Source organism: Flavobacterium sp. C4GT6 (assembly GCF_036347315.1).
Taxonomy (GTDB): domain Bacteria; phylum Bacteroidota; class Bacteroidia; order Flavobacteriales; family Flavobacteriaceae; genus Flavobacterium.
This window is the reverse complement of the sequence record NZ_JAZGZU010000001.1, coordinates 199,985-214,803: the sequence shown is the minus strand read 5'-3', so window position 1 is coordinate 214,803 and position 14,819 is coordinate 199,985. Positions and strand designations below refer to the sequence as shown.

Here is a 14,819-nt window from a genome sequence, read left to right as displayed (position 1 = left end):
ATGCTGGGGTAAAAATACTATATATTTACAATTACGAAACACATTGCCATGTTTAAGAGATTTCTCAGTTACTTTATTCCCATAAATATTTACAAACGAAATTCCGGTATAAGCACCACTCTCGAAGTGACCTGGAATAACGGACAGCTTGTACTCGACTCTAAAAGAACTAATTACTCCTATGGCAGCCTGCAACGTATTTTAAGGAAAGGACTGCACTATATAGGTTTTGAAAGAATAAGAGCATTTGAGAATATTTTAGTGCTTGGTGTAGCAGGCGGCAGTGTAATAAAAACACTGGTAAATGAGATACAGTTTAAAGGAAAAATAACGGGAGTTGAACTGGATCCGGAAGTGATTGAAATAGCAAATACCTACTTTGGTCTTGCCGATACTCCGGGTGTAACTATTGTAAATGATGATGCTTTTGAATTTGTACTGAAAACAAAAGAAAAGTACGATTTGATAATAATAGATATCTTTCAGGATACGGTTATGCCTAACTTTTTGTTTGAAGAATTCTTTATAAACCGAATCAATTTTTTACTTAATGTAAGTGGCTTTATACTGTTTAATACCATGACATTATCAAAAAAAGATAAAGAGAGAAATGAAGCGTACCGCTCCTGTTTTAATGAAAATTATTCGGTAAGGATGTACCCTAAAGTTGAAGACCACAACGAACTCTTTACCATAAAAAAACTGGGATAGTAATATGCATTTTCCACAATATAAAATAGAAATAAATAACGACGGATTTACTGTAATTGATGCTGTTTACTCACAGGATGATATAGACCAAATTGCAGAAATTATTAACAGTGCCGATAGCGACAGTGCTACCTTCCGAAGATCAAAAGATCTTTTTGCTATAAGGCAATTTTTAAAGGAAGTACCAAATGTAACCGAAGTACTATTTAACCAAAAACTAAAGGAGGTAATCAAAAGTATTTTTGGAGAAGACTACTTCCCTATCAAATCAATTTACTTTGATAAACCCGGTAACTCAAACTGGTTTGTAGCCTATCATCAGGATTTAACCATATCGGTAAATCAAAAAGCAGAAATTGAAAATTACGGCCCTTGGACTGTAAAGCAAAATCAGTTTGCCGTACAGCCTCCTGTGGATGTTCTGGAAAATATTTTCACCATCCGTATCCATCTTGACGATACCAATGAAAATAACGGAGCCTTAAAAGTAGTCCCAAAATCGCATCTCAAAAAGATTTATCGCCCTGAAACTATTGACTGGAACAAAGAAACTGAGGTTAGCTGTAATGTACCAAAAGGAGGTATAATGATAATGAAACCGCTACTGTTGCATAGTTCGGCAAGAACTGTAAACAACAGCAACAGAAGGGTTATACATATAGAATTCAGTAGTTTACAATTGCCAACTCAACTTCAATGGGCTGAAAAACTGACTGTTAACTAATTCAGCATTTTTCTGGCTTTCTCTAAATCTTCGGGAGTATCAATACCTATACCTACATGGGTAGTTTCTACCATGCGTATTTTTTTACCATATTCAAGGTAACGTAATTGCTCCAGTTTTTCGGTAGCCTCAAGGCTTTGCATAGGCAGTTTGTAAAAATCCATAAGGGCGTGTTTCCTAAAAGCATAAATACCAATGTGTTTGTAGTATTTGGCTCCGGCCTCCTTATCTCTTGGGTATGGTATAACCGAACGTGAAAAATATAATGCAAACTGCTTTTGATCTACTATAACCTTCACATTGTTAGGGTTTTCTATATCTTCCCAATTCTTTATTTCAATCATTAATGAGGCAAGATCAATTTCGCGGGCAGCATCACTTTTAAACACTTCAAGCACATCGGCAAGTGGTTCTTTGTTGATAAAAGGTTCATCTCCCTGTACATTAACAACAATATCAACATCAAGATTCTCAACAGCTTCGGCAATACGATCGCTCCCACTCTCATGCTCTTTGATGCTCATAATGGCTTTACCGCCGTTATCGGTAATTTCCTTAAAAATTATATCAGAATCCGTCACTACAAAAACATCATCAAACAGTTCTGTTTTTACAGCTGCCTCATAAGTGCGAGAAATAACTGTTTTACCTCCAAGATCCTGCATTAATTTTGCCGGAAATCTAGTTGAGGCATATCGTGCCGGTATTACCGCTATAATTTTCATATTCAAAATATTATATACTATTAATCTTCAAAATAATCATCCTTAAACCCTATAAGATAGAGTTTATCTTTTGCTCTGGTTACAGCTGTATACAACCATCTTATATAATCCCTGTCTATGCCTTCAGGCAGGTAAGGCTGTTCTATAAATACCGTATTCCATTGCCCTCCCTGCGATTTGTGACAGGTAATGGCATACGAGAATTTTACCTGTAGCGCATTAAAATGAGGGTTAGTTTTTATTTTCATGAATTTACGATAATTACTCTCTCCTTCATAATCTTTTTGCACTTCCTGATACAGCCTGTTAGACTCCTCATAAGTAAGCGATGGTGATTCGCTGGTAATAGTATCAAGTAACAACACCGTTTCAAATGGCGGCTGGTTGGCATAATCAACCATTCGTACTTTTACTCTGGCAAACTTAAAACCATACAGCTCTTCAATCCTGAAAATTTCCAGAATTTCAATAATATCACCATTGGCTATAAACCCGGCTTCTGATTTTTCATTGAGCCAAAAATAATTATTCTTCACCACCATCAGAAAATCCCCTGTGGAAAGTTCGCTTTCTCTCGAAAGTATTTTAGCCCTTATCTGCTGGTTATAAAGGTTAGCTCTTTTGTTGGAGCGTACAATAAACGCGGTGTCTTCAATACTATAGTTACTGTAAGCGCTCTCTATCGCATCCTGAATATCATATCCGTCTACAAGACGTACAATATCCTTAAATCCGCGTACTTTAAACTGAAAAGTATCAAAAAAAGCCGATTTAAGTATTTCTCTTAATTCTGTAGCGTTATACAGAATACCGGAGTCGGTTTCCTGACGCATAACTTCGTCCAACTCTATCTGCTCTACCTCTTTTTGGTAATTTAAAGAGAGTGTATCAATATTTAATGCCGGACTAATATCTAAATTTACCGGAGGAAGCTGTGCAGTGTCCCCTATTAAGATCATTTTACAATTTTGACCCGAGTATACATACGAGATAAGATCGTCCAGCAGAGAGCCGTTTTCATACATTTTTGATTCGGCTGCCACGTCAGATATCATCGAAGCCTCATCTACAATAAAAATGGCATTCTTAAATTTATTTTGCTGCATGGTAAACCCCATAGCACCACCACTCGCCTTCTTAGGGAAATAAATACGCTTGTGTATAGTATAGGCCGGTTTTTGAGAGTAATTGGCTATTACCTTAGCCGCCCTCCCGGTAGGTGCCAGCAGCACATATTTTTTATTAGCTTCCTGTAAATGATTTACCAGTGTACTTATAATGGTTGTTTTACCCGTACCGGCATACCCTTTTAGTACAAAAAGCTCATCGCTATCGTTGTTAGTTATAAATTCTGCTATTTTTTGTAAAAAAACATCCTGCTTTACAGTTGGGTTAAACGGAAACTGGCGACGGAGTATTTTATAAAAATTGGCTGAAGTCATTAATGGAATAAATTCTTTTTTGAAAAATGAACCTCAAAGATAAGGTGATTTTTACGAGTAACCGGTGCTAAACCAAAAAAGAATGTAAATTTGTAACTCATCAAAAATTACTCAATGAACGAGACCATCACAACAAAAAACTATAAAAAACTTTCCATGCAAATTGCGCAAAGCGAAATGTCTTTTTGTTGTTTTGACACCTTAAACCAGGAAATAACTGATTACCACAGCATTGCCTTCTCTGTATTAAAACCACTTGAAGATCAGCTCTGGAAAACATTTGTTAATCATCCTGAGTTAATGAATGACTATGATGAGATTGTGGTGCTTCATGACAACAGCCTTAACACCTTTGTTCCCAATGCACTTTTTGACGAAGAATTTTTAGGCAGCTATTTACAATACAATACAAAAGTTTTTGATACTGATTTTTTTGCGTTTGATACCATAGAGAACTACGACATGAATAATATTTATGTTCCGTTTATGGATGTAAACAATTTTCTTATAGACCGTTACGGTTCTTTTGAATACAAAAACACAAATAGCATATTGGTATCTAAACTGCTGGACGCCTCAAAAAATATAGATGACAAGCAGGTTTTTGTGCATTTACAGTCAACACACTTTGAAATTGTTGTTGTTAAAAACCAAAAACTACTTCTTTTCAACTCGTTTGAATACAATACACCCGAAGACTTTTTATACTATTTATTGTTTACATTAGAGCAACTGCAACTTAACCCTGAATTTATAAAAGTTTGTTTACTTGGTAGGGTAAGTGAAGATAATCCCTGTTACAGCATTGCTTACAAGTATATAAGGAACCTGTCACTTTTTGACCCTTATATGCTGGCTGACCGATGGAACAAAAGCATAGAAGAAAGTCTAAAGCATTTTATACTGTTTAACTCATGAGAATAATTTCAGGTAAATACAAAGGACGCAGAATAACGGCTCCTAAAAACCTTCCGGTAAGACCAACTACCGATATGTCTAAAGAATCACTATTCAACATCCTTAATAATCGTTTTGATTTTGAAGGACTTAGAATACTTGACCTTTTTTCGGGCACCGGAAATATAAGTTATGAATTTTGTTCGCGTGGCGCCGACAGTGCAATTTCTGTTGACGGTGATTTTGGTTGTGTTAAGTTTATAAAACAAACTGCTGCCGAATTTGATTTTCCTATTACCGCAATAAAAAGCGATGTAATTAAGTTTTTAAAGACTAATAAGTCTTCGTATGACATGATTTTTGCCGATCCTCCATATGATATGGATCAGAAACTATTTGAGGAAATTGTATCCTTGGTTTTTGAAAATGATTTACTTGAGGAAGACGGAATGATGATAATTGAGCATTCAAAACACACTAAAATGGACCATTTGATGAACTTTTCTTTCCAAAAGAAATATGGTGCATCACAATTTACATTTTTTGAATTTGATAATGAAGAATTTGAAGATACAGGAATATCAGAAGACGATGAAATTGAATAATCCAATTTTAATATTCACTATAATTTTTGGTCTCCCATAGAGGCCGTTTTTGCTAATGAAAAAAATTTTATTATCCGCTCTTTTACTTACTGTTACTCATTCATTTTCACAAACTTATTTTAAGTTTAATGCTCCAACAACCCTTTTGGGAATACCACAAATTGGTATAGAAACCAGTTTGGCTAAAAAAGTAACCTACCAGTTTGATGTTTTAGGTTCTCATTGGAATTCCTTAAACGGCGCTCCTTTTAAAACAATAATGGGAATATCTGAATTTCGTTACCATTTTGATGAAAACTATAAAGGTATTTATGTAGGAGGACATATTGGCGCCAGTAAGTTTGAACTCCAGAAATGGAATTACATCAATTCAAATAAATACCAAAAAGGGTATGCCCTATTTTTTGGTTTCACTATTGGATATCAAATTAAAATAAATAATAAATGGATGGTAGATATGTTTATGGGAGGCGGTAACCAGCAGGCAGGTTACAAAGGCTATTACCTTGGTACCGATACCCGCTATGAACATGTTAAAAACTACAACAAAAGTGGCGAATGGCTACCTTACCGTGGAGGTATTATGTTTAGTTACCAACTTTAAAAAAAAGAAAAGCAGGCCTGTAAGCCGGATTCTGTATCCCTTTCGGGACCCTTATCATTTATCTGGCCCCTGTATTACTACAGGGGTCTATCTGCCTACCCCCCGGCATTGGGCGGGCAGCCCTTAATTGCCGGTATACATGGCATTTCACCGCATAGAGTTTACCTGATTTCACTACAGCATTACCTGTACATCCTTTCTGTTGCACTTGTCCTCTCCTGCCTAAGCAGAATGACGGGCGTTACCCGCTATGCTGCCCTACGGTGTCCGGACTTTCCTCCACGCCTAAGCGCAGCGATAAGGCGGCCTGCGGCGCAAAGATACATTTAAACTTTTTAAACCCTTCAATAAAACTGAGTTGCCTCACATAAATATTTAAGATTTTTTATAAATACAACGTTTTTGTTTAACACTTCGTTGGCAACGAAGCAATTAGTAAATCTGTAATTTTATTATAGTAAAACAAACATTAACTATAAAAAGAGAAATTATGGACAGGCAAATGTATCACTACGCTACTGTATCTAAAGCGTTAGAAGAATTATATCAAAAAGGATTCACAACCGATTTTAATCTTGACGAAGACCGTATAAAACAACACTGTGAAGATTTTTCAATCGAGCACATATACCGTTACGAAGGAGAAACCGACCCTGCCGATGAGGCTACCGTATACGGGATTATGTCTAAAGACGGAGAAAAAGGTGTCTTTGTTGCATCACACGGAGCTTATACCGAAAAAAGTGCTGCTAAAATGCTACATAACCTAAGTATTAAAGGCAGAGATGAAGGCTGTGCAGAAAATGGGGCCAAGGCTTAAAAACAAACTGGAAAAAATAGGTAACGATCCAAAAGTTACCGCAAAAGCCGTTGGTTTACGCTATTCGCTTAATAGTGAAAAAGGCTATTACAGAAAGCGTAAAACCAATGGCTTTTTTTATACCGATGACAGCGGAAATATACTATCCGACAAAGATGTACTGAAAAGGATTAAAAAACTCGTTATTCCCCCTGCCTGGGAAAATGTATGGATTTCTCCTTATGAAAACGGACATTTACAGGTTACCGGTTATGATAAAAAAGGGAGAAAACAGTACCGCTACCACCCTGAGTGGACTAAAATAAGAAATCAGTCTAAGTTTTACCGTCTACGCAGGTTTGCCCTTGCTTTACCCGATATACGCCAACAGATAGAAACCGACCTGAATAAAAAAGGAATGCCATATGAAAAGGTTGTTGCCTTAGTGGTAAAACTATTGGAACTTACAAACATCAGGATAGGAAATGAAGCCTATAAAAAGCTGTACGGATCTTTTGGGCTTACAACTTTGAGAGACAAACATGTTACGTTTAAAAGTACTACAGTATGGTTTGACTTTACAGGTAAAAAAGGAGTAAAACACAAAATAAAGCTGCAAAGCCGCAGGCTGGCTAATCTTGTAAAAAAATGTAGGGATATTCCGGGGTATGAACTGTTTCAGTACTATGATGATGACGGAAAACACCACAGTATAGAATCGGCAGATGTAAATACCTACCTAAAAGAAATTACAGGTGAAGATTTTACCGCAAAAGATTTCAGGGCATGGGCAGGAAGCCTCAATGCACTGTGTTCTTTTCATGAAATAGGCGAACATACCAGTATAACCGACTGTAAAAAGAAAATAGTATCGGTTTTAGACAGTGTGGCTTCAAAACTGGGAAACACACGTTCGGTTTGTAAAAAGTATTACGTTCACCCAACTGTTATAGCCTCATATGAAAACGGAAGTATTTGGAACTATAAACTAGTTAGCGATAACAAAACGCCATTTAATACAGAAGAAAAAGCCTTACTGGAACTCCTTTCAAATGAAAACATTGCCGAAGTGGTAGCTTAAATGTTAGTAACTTTTAATTAATTACAGCTTAAACAAACTTGCCATTGACCCTGCAATTAGTATATTTGTTGCACAGATTTTTCTATGGAACAGTTTATAGTATCAGCCCGAAAATACCGCCCGCAAACCTTTAAGGATGTTGTGGGTCAGCAGGCTATTACCAATACGCTGCTAAATGCCATAGATAACAACCACTTAGCTCAGGCCTTACTGTTTACAGGACCGAGAGGTGTTGGAAAAACTACCTGTGCCCGTATACTAGCCCGTAAAATTAATCAGGAAGGGTATGACGACCCTAACGAAGATTTCGCTTTCAATGTTTTTGAGCTCGATGCGGCATCAAACAACTCTGTAGACGATATACGTAATCTTATCGATCAGGTTAGGATACCACCACAAACAGGTAAGTATAAAGTATATATTATTGACGAGGTTCACATGTTATCTCAGGCGGCATTTAATGCCTTCCTTAAAACACTCGAAGAACCACCAAGGCATGCCATTTTTATACTTGCAACTACCGAGAAGCATAAAATTATCCCAACGATACTTTCTCGTTGTCAGATATTCGATTTTAAACGAATTACTGTAAAAGACGCTAAAGAACATCTTGCAGAAGTTGCCAAAAGTCAGGGAATTACATTTGAGGATGATGCTTTACATATTATCGCTCAAAAGGCTGATGGTGCCATGCGTGATGCGCTGTCTATTTTTGACCGTGTGGTAAGTTACTGCGGTACTAACCTTACACGCCAAGCCGTTACCGAAAACCTTAATGTACTTGACTATGAGTATTATATAAAGGTGACCGACCTTATTCTTGAAAATAAAATACCGGAGCTTTTATTAGCTTATAACGACATACTTGCAAAAGGTTTTGACGGACATCACTTTGTTGCCGGATTAGCATCTCACTTCCGTGATTTATTAGTATGTCAAAACCCTGCTACGCTTGTTTTGCTGGAAGCCGGAGAGGTTGCACAGCAAATGTATGGTGAGCAGGCTAAAAAGGCTTCACAGCATTTTCTTTTACAGGCTATTGATGTAGCTAACGATTGTGACCTTAAATACAAAACAAGCCAAAACCAAAGGTTATTGGTCGAATTATGCCTGATGCAGCTTGCCTCTATCACTTTTGATGGAGAAAAAAAAAAGCTGACAAATTTATAATCCCTCCTCATTATTTTAAAGATTTAGACAAGGGTAATTCCCCTGTACAGAACACTGCACCTGAAAACCAACAGATAAATACTCAGGATACAACATCACAACCCGCACAGGAACAAGCTAAAACAACAGGTGGTATATCTCCCCTTCCGGCAAAAGAACTGGAAGTAGAAGCCCCTGTAGTGGTTAAAGCTCCGCCTAAACCGGAACCTGATAACAGCGAAAAAGTATCAGCCTTATCCCTAAACAGCATCAGGCAAAAACGCGCATTGGCGGAAAGCCAGAAAGCAATGCAAAGGCATCATGATGAGCTTCCTACCGAAGCTTTTAGCGAAACCGATATGCGATTGTTGTGGAATAAGTTTGCCCAGCGCCTTAGCGATACCGGACAAAAAATCATGTCTACCTACATGCAAATTAATGATCCTATATTACAGGAGGATGGGTTTACTATTAAACTTGAATTGCCAAATGAAGGTTCTAAGGTTGACTTCGATAACAATAAAATAGAACTTTTAGGCTATTTAAGAGGGAAACTCCACAACCATGACATAGTTGTCGAAACACATGTAAATGAGGCAGTAGAGAAGAAATATGCGTTTACACCGGAAGACCGATATGAAAGACTTAAAAATATAAATCCGGCACTGGATTTATTACGCAAAACATTTGATCTTGATATTTAAACTAAGCTAGCAACTTAACTGGCTTTGTAAAAACTCTTCAGCAATATTAAGGTTGTAGTAGTTTCGATATTCGGGATTAATAATCACTTCAAATTTTTTACGGAATACCAGGTATTCATCATTTGTAAAATCTTCAAGGATTATTTTTACTAAATACGGACTCCCTTTACTAAGCTTTTCCCTGTCTATACAAATTACCGACGCATTAAAGCAATCTTCGTACTGATGGTAAAAGCCCGCACCTATAGGTTCAAAACGGGAAGTATCAATACCTCTTACCTTTAAAAGAGTGGTAAGCTCCTGTGAGCTGTTAATTTGTTCTGTCTTCACCTTCTTTTCTTTTTCTTGCGCAAAGGTCACACTACAGGTTTAAAAAAAAGAAAAGCAGATATTAAGTAATTTTTAATTATTTGGCTTTATTTTTATTCTTCCAAAGCTGTGTTATGGCATCATAATCAATTTCAAAAGCAGGCTCCTGCCTTGCCAGCCTGTGAGAGTTAAAAGCCTGTAATAAATAGCCTTCAATATAATAATCTTCAGCAACTGTAGCGGGGCTGTATTCACGCTTCAGGTCAATATCAAACATTTTGGCGATTTTGCTGGACCAAAAGGCCTTCCAGCCACTTTTATGTTCTTTAATAAGGTTAAAGGTAGACTCACCTGTTTGCCTGTGTATTAATTTTACAAGTATTTGTCCGTCTTTCCTTGAAAGCTTTTTTAACTGGTCTTCAAACTCATTTTCAAGGTAATTCTCAACAATTTTAGCATATTTTTTTCGCTCTTTATCTGTTTTTAGCTTCTCCATGTTAGCATTAAGCATAGTAAGCCTGTCGGCAGCTATTTTAGCATAGGGATACACCTTTAAAACCCTCCTTTTTAGTATCAGTAAACTTTTTTTCTGTTCGGCACTAATGGTATCGTCCACATTAGATATAACCATCTCCTCCAAATCGTATTCAAAGGTTATGCTATCATTCTCCACCTGATTCACAACACCCTTTTTAATGGTGTCCTGACCAACCTCCTGACAAAACCCTGAAAGAAGTGAAAAAAGTACTAATATGACTGAAAATTGTGCTCTCATTCTTAAAAATTTATCCCAAATTTAGACATTTATATGTTACTCTGTAATGTAATTAGTAATTTAGCCAAAATTTATTTGTATGTCAGAAAAATCTATACTAAACGCTAAATCGTTAGACTTCTTAGAACAATATTTAAACAACCCGTCCCCTACCGGATATGAAGCCGGTGGCCAGAAAATATGGATGGAATACCTAAAGCCTTATGTAGATACTTTTATTACAGACACATATGGTTCTGCAGTAGGTATTATCAATCCTGATGCCAAATACAAAGTTGTAATTGAAGGCCACAGTGACGAAATATCATGGTATGTAAACTATATAACGGATAACGGCCTGATTTATGTTATAAGAAATGGAGGATCTGACCACATGATTGCTCCTTCAAAACGTGTAAACATCCATACAAAAAAAGGTATTGTAAAAGGTGTTTTCGGTTGGCCGGCAATACACACCCGTCTTCGCGACAAGGAAGAACAGCCTAAAATAGAAAACATATTTATTGATCTTGGATGCTCTACTAAAGAAGAAGTTGAAAAACTTGGAGTACACGTAGGCTGTGTGGTTACTTATCCTGACGATTTTATGGTTCTTAATGAAAATAAATTTGTTTGCAGGGCTATTGATAACCGCATAGGTGGCTTTATGATTGCCGAAGTTGCCAGGTTACTACATGAAAACAAGAAAAAACTTCCGTTTGGATTATACATAACAAACTCTGTGCAGGAAGAAGTTGGTTTAAGAGGTGCCGAAATGATTACCAAAACCATCCGTCCTAATGTAGCTATTGTAACCGATGTTTGCCACGACAGTACAACCCCGATGATTGATAAGCGTATTGAAGGTGAAACTCAAATAGGTAAAGGTCCGGTTATTACTTATGCTCCTGCTGTACAAAATAACCTTAGGGAACTTATAATTGATACTGCTGAAAATAACAGTATACCTTTCCAAAGACTAGCTTCATCAAGAGTTACCGGTACAGATACCGATGCTTTTGCTTACAGTAACGGTGGTGTGGCTTCTGCTTTAATTTCACTTCCTTTACGTTATATGCATACCACGGTAGAAATGGTTCACCGTGATGATGTAGAAAACGTAATTAAACTGATTTACGAATCACTGCTTAAAATTGAAAACGAAGAGACTTTCTCTTACTTTAAATAATAAAAAAAGCACCTCAATGAGGTGCTTTTTAATTTAGGACATAAAGTATTAATTATACGTTTTTAAGAAACTCCAGTGCTTCTTTGGCTTTAGATGCCTCAGCATATTTTTCAGCTGTATGACCTCTTTCGTCTTTAGCGCCTACGTAAGCTCCATTATCGATTAATAACTTCATAATTTCAACGTTGTTATAACGCGCAGCCAGCATTAAAGGTGTTTTACCGTTAGATGTCTCATTAACATCTGCACCGTATTCAATGAATTTTTTTACAGTCTCCACATCCCCTTTACAAATAGCATTGCAAAGTGGTGTTACAGAGTAATACTCCTTTACTAACTCAAATCCGGCTGATGCAGGTTGAACAGTTGTTGATGCCATTGCAGCACTACTAAATGCAAATATGGCTAAGCCTAAATAAATGATCGTTTTTTTCATGATGATTGATTTTTAAATTGATGATTTGATTTGCTTTAATAGACGACCATAAACAATTAAACGTTACAGTGTTATTTTATTTTAACATTTTTTTAACAATACTCATCTTACTATGCAGGCATATAAAAATAAAAGCGTCCCGCACAGGCAGGACGCTTTCAAAGATTATTTATCGTAAAATTATTTATTTAAAAATGCTACAACATTTTTTTCAATTCGACTGTTAATATCCGAAATATCAGCTTTAGCAAACTTCTCTCCTAAGATATTTTCATAAAGCTCAATGTATCTTTCAGAAACACTTTCAATATACTCTTCAGTCATTTCAGGTATTTGCTGACCGTCTTTACCCTGAAAACCGTTAGCGATAAGCCACTGTCTTACAAACTCTTTAGAAAGCTGTTTTTGAGCTTCGTCTTTATTTTGACGCTCCTGGTAACCATCGGCATAAAAATAACGGGAAGAATCCGGCGTATGTATCTCATCAATCAATACAATTTTACCGTCTTTAGTTTTACCAAACTCATACTTGGTATCTACTAAAATAAGTCCTCTTGAAGCAGCAATCTCAGTACCTCTCTGGAAAAGGTCTCTTGTATATTTTTCAAGTACAAGGTAATCTTCCTCGCTTACGATACCGTTTGCTAAAATAGCTTCGCGGGAAATATCCATATCGTGCTCACCATTATCTGCCTTTGTTGTAGGAGTGATAATTGGTGTAGGGAATTTATCGTTCTCTTTAAGTCCTTCCGGAAGTTCAACACCGCAAAGTACTCTCTTACCTGCAGCATATTCGCGGGCAGCATGACCTGAAAGATAACCACGAATAACCATTTCAACCTTAAACGGATTACATAAATGACCTACAGCTACGTTTGGATCTGGTGTATCAATTAACCAGTTAGGAACTATATCTTCTGTGAGACGCATAAATTTAGTTGCAATCTGGTTAAGTATCTGTCCTTTGTATGGTATACCTTTTGGCATAACCACATCAAAAGCCGAAAGCCTGTCGGTCGCAACCATAACAAGCAGTTCGTCGTTAATATTATATACTTCCCTTACCTTACCGCGGTAAACCGATTTTTGTCCCGGAAAATTGAAATCAGTGGTCGTGATGGTGTTCATTACCTTATAGTGTTATTTCATGTTTAACAAGCTGCAAAAATAAGAAACTTATTATTGCAAATTTTGCTTTTTATCATACATTTTTAACCTTGTTCCAAAGGATAGGTTAATAATGAGCATTACAAAAGCAATGAAAGATAAAATAAGTTCAGGATAACGCGACATTATAATCATACTGGTAGAACCCAGTAATAGAGCAGTTATCAGGCTAACAAAATTAATAAGGCTTATTGCTTTACTCACCTTAAATTTTAATCTCCACATAACGCCGTAACCCAACAGACATAAAACCATAACAAATGCTCCTATATATGGAGCATAATTTGTAATATCCCAAGCCCACCCTACAGTTTTGTTAACTCCATAAGTCCCTACTGAACCTAAACCCTTGCTATATACTAAAAAAAACAGTAATGATACTATAGGTAATATAATTAAAACCGCTACTATACTTAACACAAATGTTTTTGGCTTGGTAAAATCCATTGTAAATAAATATAATGCCCTTTGGTTGGTTACCAAAGGGCATGATTAGATATTAGTTTTTAATTTTAATCGTGGTTTTCTATGCTTTTATAAGCATCAATAATTTTCTTAACGAGTTTGTGGCGAACAATATCCTTATCATCCAAGTATAAAATACCTACACCATCTACATTTTTAAGAATTAAAAGCGCCTCTTTAAGTCCGGATGTAGTTCTGCGTGGTAAATCTACCTGTCCCGGGTCGCCCGTAATCATAAACTTGGCGTTACGCCCCATACGGGTAAGGAACATCTTCATTTGTGAATGGGTTGTGTTTTGCGCCTCATCCAGTATCACAAAAGCATTATCAAGCGTACGTCCCCTCATAAATGCCAGTGGCGCTATTTGGATAATACCTTTAAGGATATAATCCTCCAGCTTCTCATGCGGAATCATATCACGCAAAGCATCATATAATGGTTGCATGTAAGGATCCAGTTTTTCCTTCATATCCCCTGGTAGGAATCCAAGGTTTTCACCTGCCTCTACTGCCGGGCGTGTTAATATGATACGCTTAACCTGTTTTTCTTTAAGTGCTTTTACGGCAAGGGCAACACCTGTATAGGTTTTACCTGTACCGGCTGGCCCTACGGCAAATACCATATCATTTTTATACATGGAATCTACCAGCTTTTGCTGGTTTGGGGTAATGGCCTTAATTAGCTTCCCTCCTATACCATGTACCAGTATTTTATCACTGGGATCCATCATTTCGGTTTGTGAATCGCTTTGTATTACCCTTTCAATAACATTATCATCTATGTTATTATAACGCGTAAAGTGAAGCATTAACCTTTTAAACCGCTTTTCAAACTCATCTAGTATTTCCTTTTCTCCAAAGGCTTTAAGTGTAGTACCCCTTGCTACGATTTTTAATTTGGGGTAGTATTTTTTAATAGTTTCCAGGTGGGAGTCCTGTGCGCCCCAAAAATCTTTTGGAGCGATGTCTACAAGTTCAATTATTCTTTCGTTCAAAAGCAGTTATTTTTAATTAAGATTGGTAGCTATATAATTATTAGCTTTGCAATCAAATTTAGT

Annotated in this window: 18 protein-coding genes and 1 other RNA gene; 10 read left to right on the top strand and 9 right to left on the bottom strand. The window is 36.7% G+C overall.

The window, feature by feature from the left end:
• Positions 1-48 precede the first annotated feature (48 nt).
• Complete coding sequence (locus V3Z67_RS00905; RefSeq protein ID WP_330441550.1) at positions 49-711, top strand: spermidine synthase; 663 nt, start codon at positions 49-51, stop codon at positions 709-711.
• Positions 712-715: 4 nt separating this feature from the next.
• Positions 716-1,435 carry a phytanoyl-CoA dioxygenase family protein gene (locus tag V3Z67_RS00900; RefSeq protein WP_330441549.1) on the top strand — a complete coding sequence of 240 codons (720 nt, stop codon included), beginning with the start codon at positions 716-718 and terminating at the stop codon, positions 1,433-1,435.
• On the opposite strand, the gene kdsB is transcribed toward V3Z67_RS00900, so the two are convergent.
• Both kdsB and V3Z67_RS00890 read right to left on the bottom strand, forming a co-directional pair.
• Positions 1,432-2,160, bottom strand: coding sequence for a 3-deoxy-manno-octulosonate cytidylyltransferase (kdsB, locus tag V3Z67_RS00895; RefSeq protein ID WP_330441548.1), 729 nt, complete (start codon positions 2,158-2,160; stop codon positions 1,432-1,434). The genes V3Z67_RS00900 and kdsB overlap by 4 nt on opposite strands.
• Positions 2,161-2,180: 20 nt before the next feature.
• Positions 2,181-3,602, bottom strand: coding sequence for an ATP-dependent DNA helicase (locus V3Z67_RS00890; protein ID WP_330441547.1), 1,422 nt, complete (start codon positions 3,600-3,602; stop codon positions 2,181-2,183).
• 114 nt (positions 3,603-3,716) lie between these two features.
• Between V3Z67_RS00890 and V3Z67_RS00885 the strand changes: the two genes are divergently transcribed.
• The 3 genes from V3Z67_RS00885 to V3Z67_RS00875 are packed head-to-tail and all read left to right on the top strand — an operon-like array spanning position 3,717 to position 5,708.
• Positions 3,717-4,520: a DUF3822 family protein gene (locus tag V3Z67_RS00885; protein WP_330441546.1), complete on the top strand. Its 804-nt coding sequence runs from the start codon at positions 3,717-3,719 to the stop codon at positions 4,518-4,520.
• Positions 4,517-5,104, top strand: coding sequence for a 16S rRNA (guanine(966)-N(2))-methyltransferase RsmD (gene rsmD / locus V3Z67_RS00880; RefSeq protein ID WP_330441545.1), 588 nt, complete (start codon positions 4,517-4,519; stop codon positions 5,102-5,104). Before V3Z67_RS00885 ends, rsmD begins: the two co-directional genes overlap by 4 nt.
• 55 nt (positions 5,105-5,159) lie before the next feature.
• Positions 5,160-5,708, top strand: a complete 549-nt coding sequence (locus V3Z67_RS00875; RefSeq protein WP_330441544.1) for a DUF3575 domain-containing protein — start codon at positions 5,160-5,162, stop codon at positions 5,706-5,708.
• A gap of 4 nt (positions 5,709-5,712) precedes the next feature.
• Here the strand turns inward: V3Z67_RS00875 and rnpB are convergent.
• Positions 5,713-6,022, bottom strand: an RNA gene (gene rnpB, locus V3Z67_RS00870) — RNase P RNA component class A.
• Between the two features lie 176 nt (positions 6,023-6,198).
• Between rnpB and V3Z67_RS00865 the strand changes: the two genes are divergently transcribed.
• The 4 genes from V3Z67_RS00865 to V3Z67_RS00850 all read left to right on the top strand — a co-directional run bounded on the left by V3Z67_RS00865 (position 6,199) and on the right by V3Z67_RS00850 (position 9,441).
• Positions 6,199-6,528, top strand: coding sequence for a hypothetical protein (locus V3Z67_RS00865; protein WP_330441543.1), 330 nt, complete (start codon positions 6,199-6,201; stop codon positions 6,526-6,528).
• Positions 6,494-7,588: a DNA topoisomerase IB gene (locus tag V3Z67_RS00860; protein ID WP_330441542.1), complete on the top strand. Its 1,095-nt coding sequence runs from the start codon at positions 6,494-6,496 to the stop codon at positions 7,586-7,588. Before V3Z67_RS00865 ends, V3Z67_RS00860 begins: the two co-directional genes overlap by 35 nt.
• A gap of 84 nt (positions 7,589-7,672) precedes the next feature.
• Positions 7,673-8,758, top strand: coding sequence for a DNA polymerase III subunit gamma/tau (dnaX, locus tag V3Z67_RS00855; protein ID WP_157483558.1), 1,086 nt, complete (start codon positions 7,673-7,675; stop codon positions 8,756-8,758).
• A gap of 179 nt (positions 8,759-8,937) precedes the next feature.
• Positions 8,938-9,441: a DNA polymerase III subunit gamma/tau gene (locus V3Z67_RS00850; protein ID WP_330441541.1), complete on the top strand. Its 504-nt coding sequence runs from the start codon at positions 8,938-8,940 to the stop codon at positions 9,439-9,441.
• Between the two features lie 6 nt (positions 9,442-9,447).
• Here V3Z67_RS00850 and V3Z67_RS00845 read toward each other — a convergent pair whose 3' ends face one another.
• Positions 9,448-9,771: a hypothetical protein gene (locus V3Z67_RS00845; protein WP_330441540.1), complete on the bottom strand. Its 324-nt coding sequence runs from the start codon at positions 9,769-9,771 to the stop codon at positions 9,448-9,450.
• Between the two features lie 76 nt (positions 9,772-9,847).
• Positions 9,848-10,525: a DUF4294 domain-containing protein gene (locus V3Z67_RS00840; protein ID WP_330441539.1), complete on the bottom strand. Its 678-nt coding sequence runs from the start codon at positions 10,523-10,525 to the stop codon at positions 9,848-9,850.
• Between the two features lie 79 nt (positions 10,526-10,604).
• On the opposite strand from V3Z67_RS00840, the gene V3Z67_RS00835 reads away from it, so the two are divergent.
• The gene (locus V3Z67_RS00835; protein WP_330441538.1) at positions 10,605-11,693 is read left to right on the top strand and encodes a M42 family metallopeptidase; all 1,089 of its coding nucleotides are present in this window, start codon (positions 10,605-10,607) and stop codon (positions 11,691-11,693) included.
• A gap of 52 nt (positions 11,694-11,745) precedes the next feature.
• Here V3Z67_RS00835 and V3Z67_RS00830 read toward each other — a convergent pair whose 3' ends face one another.
• The 4 genes from V3Z67_RS00830 to V3Z67_RS00815 form a co-directional block, all read right to left on the bottom strand.
• Complete coding sequence (locus V3Z67_RS00830) at positions 11,746-12,129, bottom strand: ankyrin repeat domain-containing protein (RefSeq protein ID WP_330441537.1); 384 nt, start codon at positions 12,127-12,129, stop codon at positions 11,746-11,748.
• 180 nt (positions 12,130-12,309) lie between these two features.
• A complete protein-coding gene (locus tag V3Z67_RS00825) occupies positions 12,310-13,257 on the bottom strand; it encodes a phosphoribosylaminoimidazolesuccinocarboxamide synthase (RefSeq protein WP_330441536.1) in 948 nt (315 codons plus the stop codon).
• 51 nt (positions 13,258-13,308) lie between these two features.
• Positions 13,309-13,743 (bottom strand): hypothetical protein, encoded by a 435-nt coding sequence (locus tag V3Z67_RS00820; protein WP_330441535.1) that lies wholly within the window; start codon positions 13,741-13,743, stop codon positions 13,309-13,311.
• Positions 13,744-13,808: 65 nt separating this feature from the next.
• Complete coding sequence (locus V3Z67_RS00815) at positions 13,809-14,756, bottom strand: PhoH family protein (RefSeq protein ID WP_330441534.1); 948 nt, start codon at positions 14,754-14,756, stop codon at positions 13,809-13,811.
• Between the last annotated feature and the right edge of the window lie 63 nt (positions 14,757-14,819).